The 14,658-nt window shown below is 72.5% G+C and carries 13 protein-coding genes; 8 read left to right on the top strand and 5 right to left on the bottom strand.

Features of this window, described 5'->3' with window-relative positions; translation table 11 throughout:
• Window positions 1-521: 521 nt before the first annotated feature.
• Window positions 522-866 carry a hypothetical protein gene (locus ACIGAQ_RS21460; protein WP_362276205.1) on the bottom strand — a complete coding sequence of 115 codons (345 nt, stop codon included), beginning with the start codon at window positions 864-866 and terminating at the stop codon, window positions 522-524.
• A gap of 322 nt (window positions 867-1,188) precedes the next feature.
• Here ACIGAQ_RS21460 and ACIGAQ_RS21455 point away from each other — a divergent pair, with 322 nt between their 5' ends.
• A complete protein-coding gene (locus ACIGAQ_RS21455) occupies window positions 1,189-1,668 on the top strand; it encodes a DUF5994 family protein (RefSeq protein WP_399785035.1) in 480 nt (159 codons plus the stop codon).
• A 72-nt stretch (window positions 1,669-1,740) separates the two neighbouring features.
• Here the strand turns inward: ACIGAQ_RS21455 and ACIGAQ_RS21450 are convergent, their stop codons facing one another.
• Window positions 1,741-2,139 carry a DUF5994 family protein gene (locus tag ACIGAQ_RS21450; RefSeq protein WP_399785032.1) on the bottom strand — a complete coding sequence of 133 codons (399 nt, stop codon included), beginning with the start codon at window positions 2,137-2,139 and terminating at the stop codon, window positions 1,741-1,743.
• Between the two features lie 870 nt (window positions 2,140-3,009).
• Here ACIGAQ_RS21450 and ACIGAQ_RS21445 point away from each other — a divergent pair.
• Window positions 3,010-3,471 carry a hypothetical protein gene (locus tag ACIGAQ_RS21445; RefSeq protein WP_399785029.1) on the top strand — a complete coding sequence of 154 codons (462 nt, stop codon included), beginning with the start codon at window positions 3,010-3,012 and terminating at the stop codon, window positions 3,469-3,471.
• 129 nt (window positions 3,472-3,600) lie between these two features.
• On the opposite strand, the gene ACIGAQ_RS21440 is transcribed toward ACIGAQ_RS21445, so the two are convergent.
• Together ACIGAQ_RS21440 and ACIGAQ_RS21435 are read right to left on the bottom strand one after the other, a co-directional pair.
• Window positions 3,601-5,352 (bottom strand): SpoIIE family protein phosphatase, encoded by a 1,752-nt coding sequence (locus tag ACIGAQ_RS21440; RefSeq protein ID WP_399785026.1) that lies wholly within the window; start codon window positions 5,350-5,352, stop codon window positions 3,601-3,603.
• A 135-nt stretch (window positions 5,353-5,487) separates the two neighbouring features.
• Window positions 5,488-5,928, bottom strand: a complete 441-nt coding sequence (locus ACIGAQ_RS21435; RefSeq protein WP_362276218.1) for a DUF5994 family protein — start codon at window positions 5,926-5,928, stop codon at window positions 5,488-5,490.
• Window positions 5,929-6,297: 369 nt separating this feature from the next.
• On the opposite strand from ACIGAQ_RS21435, the gene ACIGAQ_RS21430 reads away from it, so the two are divergent.
• The 3 genes from ACIGAQ_RS21430 to ACIGAQ_RS21420 all read left to right on the top strand — a co-directional run bounded on the left by ACIGAQ_RS21430 (window position 6,298) and on the right by ACIGAQ_RS21420 (window position 7,799).
• The gene (locus ACIGAQ_RS21430; RefSeq protein WP_362276220.1) at window positions 6,298-6,996 is read left to right on the top strand and encodes a DUF5994 family protein; all 699 of its coding nucleotides are present in this window, start codon (window positions 6,298-6,300) and stop codon (window positions 6,994-6,996) included.
• 5 nt (window positions 6,997-7,001) lie between these two features.
• A complete protein-coding gene (locus ACIGAQ_RS21425; protein WP_362276223.1) occupies window positions 7,002-7,256 on the top strand; it encodes a hypothetical protein in 255 nt (84 codons plus the stop codon).
• A 177-nt stretch (window positions 7,257-7,433) separates the two neighbouring features.
• Entirely contained in the window at window positions 7,434-7,799 is a 366-nt protein-coding gene (locus ACIGAQ_RS21420; RefSeq protein ID WP_362276226.1) for an STAS domain-containing protein, read from the top strand.
• A 59-nt stretch (window positions 7,800-7,858) separates the two neighbouring features.
• On the opposite strand, the gene ACIGAQ_RS21415 is transcribed toward ACIGAQ_RS21420, so the two are convergent.
• The gene (locus ACIGAQ_RS21415; protein ID WP_362276229.1) at window positions 7,859-8,905 is read right to left on the bottom strand and encodes an acyl-CoA desaturase; all 1,047 of its coding nucleotides are present in this window, start codon (window positions 8,903-8,905) and stop codon (window positions 7,859-7,861) included.
• An 803-nt stretch (window positions 8,906-9,708) separates the two neighbouring features.
• Between ACIGAQ_RS21415 and ACIGAQ_RS21410 the strand changes: the two genes are divergently transcribed.
• The 3 genes from ACIGAQ_RS21410 to ACIGAQ_RS21400 all read left to right on the top strand — a co-directional run bounded on the left by ACIGAQ_RS21410 (window position 9,709) and on the right by ACIGAQ_RS21400 (window position 14,547).
• A complete protein-coding gene (locus ACIGAQ_RS21410; RefSeq protein ID WP_362276235.1) occupies window positions 9,709-11,565 on the top strand; it encodes a DUF262 domain-containing protein in 1,857 nt (618 codons plus the stop codon).
• 152 nt (window positions 11,566-11,717) lie between these two features.
• Window positions 11,718-13,280 (top strand): hypothetical protein, encoded by a 1,563-nt coding sequence (locus tag ACIGAQ_RS21405; protein ID WP_399785020.1) that lies wholly within the window; start codon window positions 11,718-11,720, stop codon window positions 13,278-13,280.
• Between the two features lie 7 nt (window positions 13,281-13,287).
• Window positions 13,288-14,547 carry an AAA family ATPase gene (locus ACIGAQ_RS21400; protein ID WP_399785017.1) on the top strand — a complete coding sequence of 420 codons (1,260 nt, stop codon included), beginning with the start codon at window positions 13,288-13,290 and terminating at the stop codon, window positions 14,545-14,547.
• Window positions 14,548-14,658 lie beyond the last annotated feature (111 nt).

Raw genomic sequence — 14,658 nt, 5'->3', positions numbered from 1 at the left:
CCCGACCACCATGGCCGTGACCGCTCGCCCGGCCGCGGAACGTCCTGTCCGGCCGGGCCTGCCCCCTCGTGATGCCCCGGGCCCGTGATCGCCAACCGGAAACGGACGGGGCGGTGTCCGGCCACATCCGCCGAAGACTTCTCCTCCCGAGCAAGTGCACCTAGGCTTGCGGCAGTTCGCCGTGCACAGGTTCCGCCAGGAACGCACGCCGTCCGGCAGCCCGAGGGCTGCCCGTGCCCGAGCCCCGGGCAAGGATCGATTCGCAACCTTCGCGAGCAGCCGGCTTCGTCGCCCGTCGCGGGCGGCGTCCGTGCTCGCCTCGACCCGCTTCCCCTCGTCGCGAGACCGGCACGGTCACCTCCCGCGTGCCGTCGCACGGTCCGATGCGGGGCACACGGCTCCCGATCGCGCGCCCGAGCAGGGGGAACCGGCCGCGCGGGGAGCCTCGGACGGCCGCCGTCGTGGAGCGTACGAGCGGCGGCGGCCGTCGGACGTCGTTCGCGGCCGCGACGCCGCACCGCTCACGCGCGCAGCAGCCGCCCGGTGATCTCCCGGTACTCCCGCAGGGCGATCCGGAGTTCGGCGGACCGGGCCTCGGTGTCCTGGTCCTGCCAGGCCGCACGCAGGACGCGCCGCCGTTCCGCCAGGGCGTCGACCAGTGCCGCGGTCGCTTCGTCGAAGGCGCTCTCTGCCTCCGTCAGGGCCTCGTCGGGGGCGTCGGCGAAGGTGTTGACGGCGTGTCCGAGGCGCCGGGCGATCCTGTCCCGTTCGTCGGACGAGAGCAGCGGCTCCGGTCCCTGGGTGCGGCGTCCGGCGGAGCCCGGGGTCCGGTCGGACGGTTGCTGGGCGCGTGTCTGGTCGTACATCGTCGTGTGCACCGTTCCCGTGGAGATGGGGTCGCCGCCCGAAGACGCCCTCGGTCTTCTCGGCGGTCTGCTTCAGGCTGCCGGAACCCGGCCGGCCCTGCCCTTCACGGCCCTGCGCCCTGCCGCCAGTCAACGTCCGGCGACGATCCGTGTCAACGTGGCACCGGCCCCGGGCGGAGGCCGCCCGCCCGAATGCGCCGGGCCCCCGTTCCGCGTGCCGCACGGAGTAGCGTGGTGAGGGCACCTCCCGATCCCCGCCAAGGCTCCCGATCCCCGCCAAGGCTCCCGGGACACGCCGAACCTCGAAGACGGGCGGCTCATCATGGTCGACTCCGACACACCCCCTGGGACGCCCCCCGTGCCGCTCCCCGGCCACCCCGGCGTGCGGCCGGGGAGCGCACTGCTCCGGCTGGCGACGACCGAGTCGCGCGAGGGCGTCCTCGACGGCGCGTGGTGGCCGCGGTCCCGGGACATCGGTGCCGAGCTGCCCGCCCTGGTCGGGGCGCTCACCGCACACCTCGGACCCGTCGCCCGGGTGGGGCTGGACGCCGGGGCCTGGGAAGGGCTCCCGACGCGGATCGTCGTCGACGACCGCGTGGTGCACATCGACTCGTTCGCGGTCGGTGACGACACCGTCCTGATCACCAGGGCGGACGAGGACATCCTCTCGTTGCTGGTGGTCCCGCCGGACGCGACACCCGAGGCCGCGCACGCCGCCATGGCCCAGGCGGTCCGGACCGACAACCTCACCGGGGCGGAACAGATCCTCATCGACACCGGATCCGGGAGGACGGCCCCCTGAGGGGGGCCTCCGAGGAGGGCCTTCCGAGGGGGCCCTGGGACGGCCCTCACCGGCCGCCGGAAAAACCCGCCCTCAGGTCCCGTGACCCAGCGCGGTGGTCATGAGCGGCTCGGCGTCCTCCTCGGTGGTGTCGGGCGGCACGACCAGAAGGTCCCAGCGGCCGTGGCCGGGGGTGAGCAGGACCACGGTGTCCGGGGCATGCCGCCCGGCGGCCTGGCGCAGGCATACGACCCTGTCGCACACGAGCATCCGGCCCGGTGCCGCCGACCAGGCCGCCCCGTTCACCGTGACGCCGGTGACGTGACCCCAGGCGCTCGGCAGACCGGCGAGCAACTGCGGCAGCTCCGCCAGGAGGTCGTAGGAGCGCGGCCACCACGCACCGTCGAGCCGGCGTGGCAGCGCACTGTCGGGTGCGAGGCGCAGACGGAGGTGCGGGCCGGTGGGCGGCGACGGTGGTGCAGTGGCGGTCACGACGAGTCCTTCGGGCTGGTGAAGCGTCCGGTTGGGGGTCGGGCGCGGCGGTCCCGGGTCGCCGAGCGGGCCGAGCTGAGCCGGTCGACCGGTACGGGGCACGCGACAGGTACTGCCGGGCGGGGGTGGTGCGGTCGCGTCCCACCGGTCAGCCGGCCGGACGCACGGCCTCGCCGTGCCAAGGGGCGACGGCCCCGGTGGTGAAGAACAGCAGAACGGTTCCGCGCGGGTCCGGTTCCGGCCGTGGGCCGGCGGCACGAGGGTCCCGCCCCACGCCGGTCCCCCCGCCCGTGCGAAGGCGGGAGTCCCGGGAAGGACGAGCCGGAGAGGAGGACACCGGCGCCGAGGGGCGCGGCGGGGGAACGGTGACGGGCTCCTGGGCCGAGGGCATCATGCCGACCTGTCTCGGGAGACCTCGCGGTACGGCGGGCCTTCCGGCGAGTTGTCGCGCCGAGGACGAGACCGGCGCGGAAGCCGGTGTGCGACATGCCCTCAGTACGTCCACCGTACTCCGCCGCCCCGCACGGCCCCGGCCCGCGGCGGCGATGGCCCCGCCTCACCGCCCCGCTCCCGTCGGCCCATGCCGTCCACCGCAGGGCCCGCGCGGCCGGGAGTACCGTGGAGACACCGGGAGCTCCTTGCGCACCGGCTCCGATGACCGGTGCCGCCCCCGGCGATCGACGACACCGGGCCGGGCCCGCCCGCGCCCGGGGCAGGGCTGGTCCCATGACCCTGAATGTCCCGGTTCCGCCGACCACCACCGAGCTCCCCGGGGACCCTGCCCGGCCGCACCGGCCCGGCACACCGAAGCAGCGTCGGCCGCGGCCGGAGCGAGGTGCGTCGCCCCGCGCGGGCGAACGTGTCCGTGAGTTGACCCGAGGCCAGATCGAGGACCGGTCGGGAGAGCTGGGCGACCTGTACGCGCGGACCTCGGGCGGCGGACCCTGGGCGTGGAACCAGGCCCGCAGCGCCTTCCTGCGACGGCTGGCGGCGGACCTGCGGCGCCCGGGATTCGAGCTGGTGATCGCCGAGTCCACGGAGCTGACCGGGTGCGCCTACGGCTTCCCCGTACGCGGCGACGGGCCCTGGTGGGAGGGCTTCGACGGGCACCTTCCCGGGAGCCTGCTGCGCACCGCGGCCTCCGGCCGCCTCTTCGCCGTCTCCGTGATTCTCGTCCCGCCCCGGGTGCGCAGCCAGAACCAGGACCGTCCCTGGAACCTGGCCCGGCGCCTGCAGAAGCGGTTGCTCACCGACCACGGTGCCGCACTCGGCGTCATGCTCGTGAGACGCTCCGACAGCAGGACCACCGAGGCACTGCGGTCCTGGGGGTAGCGGTGCGCCGAAGGCGACGCGCCCCGGACGTACGCGTCCGCGCGCAGCCCGCTGCGCGTTCTGCTCCTCGGGGCCTGAATGCGTGTCGGCCGCCGTCGGCCGACCCCCGCCCTTGTCGCCCGCGGCACGTCACGGCATCGGCAGCCGCAGGGCGAGCAGAGCCACGTCATCGGTGCTGCCCGGCGGCATCCGGGCGAGCACGTGATCGCAGAGTGTGTCCAGCGGGGCGTCGGCGAGGGCCAGGGCGTGGCGACGCAGATGGGCCAGGCCGGTGTCCAGGTCGCTGCCGGGGATCTCGACCAGGCCGTCGGTGTAGAGGATCAGGGTGGAACCCGGCGGCAAGGGCAGCGTGGCGTTGGGCCGGCTGCCGCCGCCGGTGCCCGGAGGCGTGCCCAGGAGCAGCCCCTGCCCGGCTTCGAGGTAACGCCCCTGTCCGTCCCGGGTCAGCAGCAGAGGCGGCGGATGCCCCGCGCTGGTCCACCGCAGCGTCCACGGCCCCGTGTGCGGGCTGCCCTCCAGCAGGGCGAGGACGAGGGTGGCCATGGGGACGGTGGTGATGGCGGGCATGGCCTCGTCGAGACGGTCGACGACGGCGCCGGGCGGGCCGTCGTGGTCCCAGGCCAGGGAGCGCAGGATGCCGTGCAGTTGGGCCATCCCGGCCGCCGCGGTCAGGTCGTGGCCCACGACGTCGCCGATGACGAGTGCGAGCGTGCCGTCCTTCCGCTCGAAGGCGTCGTACCAGTCACCGCCCACCTGGGACCCCGCCGGGGCGGGCTGGTAGCGGGCCGCCAGCCGCAGACGGCCGGGCTGCGGCGGCGGGGCCAGCAGGTTGCGCTGCATGGCCTCGGCGACGGCGCGTTGCCGGCCGAAGCGGCGGGCGTTGTCGATGACCAGGCCGACCCGGCGGCCGATGTCGCTCACCACTTCCAGGTTCTCGGCGTCGAACGGGTGGGCCGGGTCGGTGCGCGCCAGCGTCAGGGCCCCGGTGATCCGCTGCCGGGAACCCAGCGGCACCGTGAGGGCGGACGTCGCGCGCACCGTCCGCAGGAAGTCGCGGTGGAGGGCGGCCAGGGCGGAGCCGGGCGGCTCCGCCGGTTCCGCCTCGTCCCGCTCGTTCTGCAGCGCGGGATCACCTCCGTGCAGCACCCGGACGAGGGGTGAGCGGTCCGTCTCCCCCGTCTCCGGAAGGCGCTCGCGGCCGCCCTCCAGCCCGGCGTCCCGGCCCACGGGTCCGGTCACGGCCACCCGATGGACCTCCCCCGAACCGGTCCGCAGGTCCACCGCCGCCCAGTCGGCGAGGCGGGGCACCAGCAGGCGGCCCAGCCGGGCCAGGGCCTCGTCGGTCTCCAGGGTCTGGCCCAGCACGTCGGTGATCTCCGCGACCAGCGTCAGCCGCTCGTTGAGGTCCTCCAGAGCACTCGTGTACGCCGCCCGTTGCCGGCGTGCGCTGCGGTCGCCCGTCACGTCGTGGAACAGCACGGCCATGCCCCGCAAGGAGCCGCCGTCCGTCAGGGGGGAAGCGGACCAGGAGATCGTGATCAGACGGCCGTCTCCGCGCCGGTACCTGTCACCCTCCCCGCGCGAGACGGTTCCCTCGACCAGTGCCCGGAGCAGCGGGCACTGCTCCCGCAACAGCGTGCCGCCGTCCGCCTCCCGGTGCAGCAACTCGTGCGCGTCCTGCCCCAGCACCGTGGCGGCGTCCCGGTCCAACAGCCGTTCGGCGGCCGGGTTGACGGCGAGGACCCGTCCGGCCGGGTCCACCACCATCAGGGCCGTGCTCAGCTGCTCGACGACATGCCGCCAGAACTCCGGCCCGGCAGGCGGCCGCCCCTGCCCCTGCGCACCGGGCACCGCATCCTCCACCACGCCGCCCTCCGTCATGGCGGCCTCCCCTCGGAGACCGCCGGCGTGCCCGCCTCCGATGAGCCGGCACCTCGCCACCCCGATGGTCCCCCGAGAGACACCCGCCCGTACGGCCGACACGACGACCACGGCCGGGGCGTCGCACCGAGCGGGTCACGAACGCCCGGTCGTCGACGGGCCGGTGTACGCGCTCACGGTGACCATCAACCGGGCGGCGGAAGACGCCTCGGTCTCCGGAGGGATCACGAGGAGGTTCCAGCGGCCCGCTGAGCAGGAGAGCAGCGTGATCCCGTGCGAAGCCGGCCCGGAAGCGAACCGACCGACCTGCACGGCATAGCCGTTGACGACGACCGGGGCCGGGATGTCCTGCCAGTGGCGGGGGTCGACCGTGACGCGGTCGATCCGCCCCCACAGCGGATCCAGCACGTCCGCCAGGGCGGAGAGCTCGCGAGGCAGGTCACGGGAACGGGGCCACCACACACCGTCCGGACCGCCGCGCCCCGCGGGAGCGTCCTCGGGCCGCAGTGCCAGGCGCGCGGTCGGGGCCCGGAAGGGGACGGCCCGGAGCGGGGGAGGGAAGTCGGTCACGGACATGGCGCGGACCCGTCTCCGGGCTCCCGCCGGGGGCAGGGGCCCGGTGTCGTCGCTCACCGGGAGCGACACCGGCATCGGAGCCGATGTGTGAAAGCTCCCGATGCCTTCACGCTACTCCCTGAGGAGAGGGCCGGACCGTGCCGCGGGCCGTGGGGCCGCACAGGTCGGTCGGGCTCGTTCGGTCAGCCCTGTCAGCCCTGTCAGCCCTGTCAGCCCGATCCGCCTGGTCCGTTCGGTCCGTTCGGTCCGTCCGAGGAGTAGGCTCGAATCACCGAGGATATTTCGTGCACCGGCTTCCAGGCTCGTGTCGTTTTCGGCGATCGAATACACCGGGCCGGTTTCGGCCGGTCCGGGGGCAGGGTCCGCGTCATGAATGCGACCATTTCCCTTCCGCCGACAGCCGAGGCCGACGACCGCTCGTTCCCCTCGTCTTCCTCCTCGTCCTCTCTCCGGTTGTCGCTGGCTCCCGCCGGTCCGGCACCGGCTCTGCTGGACGGCGCGTGGTGGCCCCACTCCCGCGAGCTCGGGGCCGAACTCCCCGCCCTGGCGGCCGTACTGGACCCGCAGTGGGGCCGGATCACCCGCATCACGGTGAATCCCACCCACTGGCCGGTGGTGCCGCGCAAGGTGCCCGTCGCCGGACACACGGTGAAGGTGGGCTGGTTCCTCGCCGAACAGGACCCGCACGAGCTGCTGTTGCTCTCGTACCGCGCGGGCCGCTGGAACCTCCTGGTCATCCCGCCGGAGACACCTCCCGCCGAGGCCGCCTGGCTGATGGCCGCCGCGAGCGACCCCCTGGGCACATCGACCGCGAGCCGGTTGATGGCAGAGGCGGCGTCGAGGTCAGGGGCGGCGTCGGGGGATGAGGCGGCGTCGAGGGCAGAGGTGGCGCACCCGCGGACGGCGCCCGTGACCGACCGGCGCGTGGCGCGGACGGCGTCCGACTCGGACCGGGCCGTGGAAGCGGTCTGGGACTCCGAAGGGGGCCATGAGGCCCGCGATCCGGCCGCTCGTCGCGGGGTCCCGGCCGTCACCGCCCCCGTGGCGCCTCCTCCGACGGGGAGGTGAGGGCCATGGCGACTTTCGTGACCGTGGTGGCGATCCTGGCACTGATCGCCTTCGGGACGCTCCTGATCCGCCTGCTCAACGCGCAGCACAGCGACCGAGCCACGGCCTTCCACTACGGCCGCTCCGGGATACCTGCCCCCGGTCCGGCCCCGTCGGCTCCGCGGAAGGCCCACGGCAGGGCCGCGGCGATCGCCCCCGCAGGCGACCGCGACCGTCACGACGACGGACCCCGCCCCGGCCGACCGCCCAGTCCCCGCTGACACTCACTCCCGGTTGTCCGACCGGCCGCTCCACCGCCACCGCACGACGCGGAACGGCGGCAGACGGCCGGCGGACCGGCGGCATGCCCGAGGGCCGGACCCGGACCGCACCGGCCCACCCGGCACCCACCACGCCGCACTCCCCGACGTCTGCTGCGCACGTCGAACCGAGGAGCCATGCCCCTTCCACGCCTGAACGTCCACCGGCAGGACCAGGCCACCCGCGCGCGGGTCATCCTCACCGGCGAGATCGACCGGACCACCGCCCCGCTCGTGCTCACGGCACTCGCCGCGTGCCTGCACGACGGCATCCGCACCGCCGACGTCGACCTCACGGCCGTCACTTTCTGCGACGTCAGCGGACTCAACGTCCTTCTCACGGCGTCATGGCTGGCCACCGAGGACGGAGCGACCCTGCGACTGCACCACCCGCCGCCGATCCTGACCCGCATCATCGAGATCACCGGCTCGGGCTCCGTGCTCCATGAGACCCACGCGGTCCGCCCCCGGCCCCCGCGGGTCCCCACCACCGCGGGCGGGTGACCACGCCAGGGCCGGGGCGGGGCCCGCGAAGGCACCCCGGACATCACGCGGCGGAACTCCTACGAGGAGACCCGGGCGCCGTCACGCAGCGGTGCTCCCGCCTGATGGAGACTGACGAGGGCCAGCCGGTAGGAGGTGATCAGTCCGGTCTCCACGTAGTCCACCCCCAGTTCCTCGCAGTAGCGCCGGACGATGGTCCGGGCCTTGCGCAGGTTGGGGCTGGGCATGCTGGGGAACAGGTGGTGCTCGATCTGGTGGTTCAGCCCGCCCAGGGCGATGTCGGTGAGGTGGCCGCCGCTGACGTTGCGCGAGGTGAGCACCTGGCGGCGCAGGAAGTCCGGGCGGTCCTCGCCCTTCAGGATCGGCATGCCCTTGTGGTTGGGCGCGAAGAGGGAGCCCAGGTAGACGCCGAACAGGCACTGGTGGACGGCGAGGAAGGCGAACGCCATACCGGGCGGCAGCAGCCAGAACAGGACGCCCAGATAGACGGCGAAGTGCCCGAACAGCAGCGCCCCGTCGAGCCCCCGGTGCTTGAGCGAGCGATTGGCCAGCGCCCTCGCACTCGACACGTGGAGGTTGAAGCCTTCCAGGGTGAGGAGCGGGAAGAACAGGAACGCCTGCCAGCGGCCGATCAGGCGGGGAAGCCCGGTGGCGGCCCGGGCCTGGTCCTGGGACCAGACCAGCAGGTCGGGGTCGAGGTCAGGGTCGAGTTCCTCGTGGTTGGGGTTGGCGTGGTGGCGGGTGTGCTTGTCCTGCCACCAGCCGTAGCCCATCCCGATACCGGCACCGGCCATCCGGCCGGACACCTCGCTGGCCCGGCGCCGGCGGAACACCTGGCGGTGGGCCATGTCGTGCGCGAGCAGGGCGACCTGGCCGAACACGACGGCCAGGAAGGCGGCGACCGCCAGGGTCCACCAACTGTCGCCGAGCAGCGCGACGGCCGCCCAGCCGCCGGCGTAGAGACCGGTCACGATCGTCATCCGCAGCGCGTAGTAGCCGGGACGGCGCCCCATCAGCCCGGCATCGGCGATTTTCCGGGACAGACGGGCGAAGTCACTGCCGGACGCTCGCGCGGGTGGGGGGCGGACCGTGGTGTTGCTGGTCATGATGGTGACACTCTCTCCGGGAGGGAAGATGGCGCCGCCCCGGGGCCGATGAGTCCGGACCGCAGACGGAGTCGCGCTCACTGCTTCGCCGGCCGACGGCCGTGCAGGCCCTCCTCCCCTTGGGGGTTCCCACCGGGCCGGGTCTCACACCGCAGGAGGCCCAGGCGCGGGTCTGTCGCCATCCTCCGATGCTGAAGATCCCCGGATACGAAGACGGCCCCCTGGTCCCGGGCCGGCCCCCTGGTCCCGGGCCGGCCCCCTGGTCCCGGGCCGGCCCCCTGGTCCCGGGCCGGCCCCCTGGTCCCGGGCACGGCATACCTCGACGATCCGCTGTTCTGGCCTGTCCACCTCGGCAGCTGCCCTCACGACCGCGCTCACCCCGATCGAAGATCCCGCCGAAGTGGCGACCCTGCTCCTCGCGAACCAGTTCATCAGCGACCCTTCTGAAGCGGGCATGGCCGTTTCAGGCAAGCAGGCGTGCGCGACCGCGGGGCCGGTAACCGAGCCGGAGCCCGCCGCCGGACCCGCCCTCGGTCACCGGACCGCCCTCGGTCACCGGACCGCCCTCGGTCACCGGACCCGTCCGCCGGCCCAGTCCAGCGACGTGAGCAGCCGATCGCCGCGACGCCGTACCGCGATCCGCAGCCGCCGATCACCAAGCCGGTCGAACGCCAGGTCGACAACCGGTGGTCCCCCGGGCCTCCGAAGTCACCGAAATGACCAAGAAGGAGACCGAACGGCAGGGGCTCGGGCAGTGTAGGGACGGCAAGCCATGGGACGTACGTCCTGCACAAGGAGGAGATGTGGCGACCGAGACCTTCAGCATCGACAAGCGCCCCCTGCGGGATCTCCTGGGGCAGGTCGAGGCGGGGAAGATCCAGTTGCCCGAGTTCCAGCGGGGCTGGGTCTGGCCCTGGCCCAACATCGCCAGTCTGCTGGCCTCCGTCTCCCTCAACTACCCCATCGGCACCGTGATGCTGCTCCAGGGCGGCGGAGACGTCCGGTTCAAGTACCGGCCGATCGAGGGGGCGGCCCCCGGCGACCACGTCCAGCCCGAGTCGCTGGTGCTCGACGGCCAGCAACGGCTCACCTCCCTCTTCCAGTCGCTCGCCATGGACAGCCCCGTGGAGACCCAGGACGAGCGCAAACGCCGGGTCAGCGGCTGGTTCTACGTCGACATGGTCAAGGCACTCGACGAGAACGAGGACCGCGAGGAAGCGATCCGCTTCATCCCGCCCACACGCAAGGTGGTCAACTTCCGGGGCGAGGTCCTGGAGGACTACTCCACACGGGAGGCGGAGTACCGGCACCGCGTCTTCCCGATGCGCTCCCTCTTCGACAACTCCTGGGGCGACGGCTTCGCCCGCCACTGGGGCTTCGCACCGGAGGCGATGGAGCTCTGGTACGGCTTCCGGGACGGCTTCATCCGGTCCTTCGACCTCTACCACTTCCCGGTCATCGAACTCGGCAAGGGCACCCCGCGCCAGGCCGTCTGCCAGGTCTTCGAGAAGGTCAACACGGGCGGAGTCACCCTCACCGTCTTCGAGTTGCTGACGGCGACCTACGCCGCCGACGAGTTCGATCTGCGCCACCACTGGAACGAGTGCCGCTCCGCCTGGGAGGCACCCGAGTACGCCATCCTGCGCGACGTCTCCAACACCGACTTCCTCCAGGCGGTCACGCTCCTCGCCACCGCCGAGCGACGCCGCCGGGAGCAGGAGGCCGGGACGGAGGAGGAGCGCCTGCCGCGCATCGGCTGCAAGCGCAAGGACATGCTCGTGCTGAGCCTGGAGGACTACCGGCGCTACGCGCCCGGCGTCGTCGCCGGTTTCAAGGCCGCCGCCAAGTTCCTGCGCCAGCAGTTCGTCTTCGACACCCGGTTCCTTCCGTACGGCACGCAACTGATCCCGCTGGCCGCGATCTTCGCCCTGGCCGGCAAGGACGCGGAGACCGCGGGCGCACAGGAGAAACTGGCCCGCTGGTACTGGTGCGGAGTCTTCGGCGAACTGTACGGCGGAACGACCGAGACCCGGTTCAACCTCGACCTCCCCGACGTCGTCGACTGGATCCGCGGCTCTGCGCAGGAACCTCGCACGGTCACCCAGGCCCAGTTCGCGGCCAGCCGCCTGCTCACCCTGCGCACCCGGCAGAGCGCCGCGTACAAGGGCATCTACGCGCTCCTGCTCAAGGCGGGTGCCGCGGACTGGCGCACCGGCGAAAAGGCCGAGGTCAGCGTCTACTTCGACGAGGCGATGGACATCCACCACATCTTCCCCCAGACGTGGTGCCAGAAGAACGGGTACGAGCGCTCCGTCTACAACTCCATCGTCAACAAGACACCGCTGACGGCGCGCACCAACCGGATCATCGGCGGCCACGCCCCCTCCGAATACCTGCAGCGGCTCGCCAAGGCCGCCGAGACCAGCCCGGAGGGCGTCGAACAACGCGTCAGGACCCACCTCGCGGACCCCGGGCTGATGCGGGCCGACGACTTCGACGCCTTCTTCGAGGCCCGGCGGAAGGTGCTCCAGGAACACATCGCCGCGGTGATGGGCAAGCCGGTGGTGGACGACCACATCCCGGGCCAGCGACCCGGCGCGGCGGTCGAGGCGGCGGAGAACGCGCCGGCAGCCGGAGTCCCGGCTCCTGCCGGGCCGTGACCGCGAGACGCTTGCCCGCCCCGGTCCAGCCGTGGCCATCCGGCCAGCTCTTGTCACCTATCCAGCCCTTGTCACCGGATACCGCCGAAGAGGCCTCCTTGTGCCTTTGTGCGACGTACGATCCGGGAAAGTCGGCTCGCTGAGAGGCGTATGTGGCCAGCACTCACAACCAGCAAGTCCTCGCCGGGCACAAGGCGAAGTTCGAGCGAAGGGTCCTCGGGGGGAGGGAATTCAACAAGCTGCTCCATGAAATGGGCGCGGAGCCCTACCGGTTCGTGGAGGACCAGAAGGACGGCCGACGGTGGTGGATCTACATCACCCTGCCGGAGAACGTCCGGGACACCTTCGACCTGCACCTCGAAGTCCTGTGCCTGTCCGCCTCGTACGAGAGGGTCGAACCGCGCACCCTCGACACCATCGCCGAGCGCCTGCGCAAGGGAGAGGCCCGGCTGGATCCCGACTTCGCGATCCTTCTCACCCCGGACGCCGGCGCGGAGAAACTCGTCCGCCGGCGCCGCGGCCAGCTGCCGATCCTCACCATCGACTCCAACGAGCTCCTGGGCGACGGGCGTCTGATCAGCCTGCGCGAACGCATCGCGCAGATCATGGTCACCCATGACCACTACGACCTGACCAAGCCCATCACCGAACCGGCGGCGTTCTACGGGCGCCGCGCCGAAGTGCGCGAACTCGACTTCGCCCTGGACCGGGGCCAGTCCGTCGGCATCTTCGGGCTGCGCAAGGCCGGCAAGACCTCGCTGCTCAACTACGTGGAGAAGCACCGCGCGGAGAAGGGCAAGCCCGTCGTCCGGCTGGACATCAGCGGACTGACGGCCGAGCAGTTCCAGCTCAGTCTGCTGGTGGAGTGCCACAAGCTGGTGCGCAACAGGAAGGGGATCGCGCCCCGCCTGACCTCCCTGACCCGCGACGGCCGGCCGCACCCCGTCGCGAACCTCGCCACGCACTGGATCAATGACCTGGACATCCTGCTGGACGCCCTCGACGACCGCCTGGAGATGTTCGTCGACGAGATCGACCAGGCCTGGCCCGGCCGCTCCAACCTGGAGGTGGACGAGGCGCGCGCGCTGCTGCGCTGCCTCACCCAGCTGCGCGGGATCATCCAGCGCCGCGAGGCCGAGGACAAGGACGGCATCGGCATCGTGTGCGCCGGCGTGGATCCCGCGATCTTCGAGCGCCCCCTGGTCGACGGGCGGGACAACCTCCTCTACAAGTTCGTCCGCCTCTCCTTCCTGTCCCCCATGAAGAAGGACGAGATGCAGGAGATGGTGCGCAGCCTCGGCAAGCGCATGGGGCTGCGCTACCGGGACCCCGCCACCATCGACTTCCTCTTCCGCGAGTTCGGCGGACACCCCCTGTTAACGCGCAAGGCGTGCTCCGCCGCGGCCCGCAGACGCCCGGACGACGTCATCCCCTGGCACGTTCCCGTGGCGGACCTGGAAGGCGCCCTGCACCTGCGCGGGCCCAACACTCCGCGCTCCGAGGTCGCCGACGTGCTGAAGTCCTTCACGGACTGGTTCGGCGACGAGGCGGCCATGCTGCCCCTGCTGTGGTCGGAGGACCCGGCGGAGCAGCGGGACGCGCGCGACTGGGCGGAGAGCGAGCCCGAGATGGCCGCGCACCTGGTGTCGTACGGCATCACCGACGAGAAGTGGGCCCCGCGGATCCACGCCATGCGCGACCTGGTGCTGAAGTGAGGTCCTGATGCGGCTCTTACCCACCCAGCGCCGCTGGGTCGACCAGGTCTGCGGGTACCTCATCGACGGCGAGACGCTCATCGTCCGGGGCGTCCCCGGCACCGGCAAGACCGTCCTGCTGGAGGCGGTGGCGCGCGAACCGGGAGAGACCAGCGTGTGCGCCCGGGGGCGCGAATTCACCGACGACAACCAGCAGGAACGCACCACCGCTCTGCGGGAGGGCGTCCGCAAGGCTCTGGACCGGCACGGCGCGGCCCATCTGCTCTTCGACGACTATCCCCACGCGCTGCGCAACACCCACGGCCTGCGGCTGCAGCGGCAGTTGCTCCGCCTGCTGGTCGACGGCGAGGGCGCGCTGGACGTCGGCGCGCTCCTGACCGGCCGGTGGGGACGCAGCATGCACCTGGTCTCCACCGGCTCCCCGCTGGTGGCCCGCGCCCGCGTCGTGGCGCTGCCGGTCGCGGAGAAAGCGGACTTCGAGGCGATGGACTGCGTGGGCTCGCCGCAGGCCGCGGAGGCCGTCGGCGGGAACACGGCGCTGCTGGCGAAGGTGGTCCAGGTCCTGGGACGCGCCGCCCTCCACCAGGTGCGCGACAGTGCCGAGGCACTCGCCCCCAAGTGGGTCGAGGACGTGCCGTGGGAGGCGGCGACCTGGATCAAACGCGTCGTGCGTGAGGGGCCGGCCGCCCTGCCCGGCGACGACTCCGCCGTCGAGGCCCTGGCCCCGCTGCTGGTCCCGGCGGACGAGCGGCGTTACGGGGTGGTCCGCGCCCTGCACTCGGAAGCGGCACGCGCCACACTGGACGGCCGGGCACCCACCTGGCCCGCCACCTGGCAGGAGTCCGTGAAGACCTTCTGCGGGCCCCTGTCGGGAGTCCCGGAGGCCGTGTGGGTCGACCGCTACATGGCCGTCAAGCCGGAGCCGCTCCTGCGTTTCGTCGCGGCCGTACGGGCCACCTGCCGCACACCGCTGCGGCTGCTGGTCGCCAAGAACAAGAACGACACGGCGTGGACGGCCGCCGACATCAGGGCCTTCGCCCGCCAGCACTGCGAGGTCAGGATCATGCACCCCGGCGACCGCAGACAACTCCACGACCGCCAGCTGATCTTCCTCGGCGACCTGGAAGGCGGAGTGATCCTCCCCACGGCCCGAGTCCTGATGTGCCAGGACCCCCCGGGCTCGGCGGTAGCGGTCCGGGCCCCGACCCTGGACCGCAAACTCATCCTCGACGCGTGGGGGCGGGCCCAGGAGCCGACGGTGACCTGAGCCGAAACCACCCGCATGCCTCCGGGATAGGGCTCTGTGAGCGGATGCCGACACGCCGAACCAGGCGCGCAGAACTCAAACACTCAGCCTGGGAAGCTGCGGTCATTTGCG

Origin of the sequence: Streptomyces sp. NPDC085932, from assembly GCF_044540525.1 — a bacterium.
In the GTDB taxonomy this organism is placed as follows: domain Bacteria; phylum Actinomycetota; class Actinomycetes; order Streptomycetales; family Streptomycetaceae; genus Streptomyces; species Streptomyces levis.
Note: the sequence above shows the minus strand (reverse complement) of the source record. Positions and strands in the feature narration are given on the sequence as shown.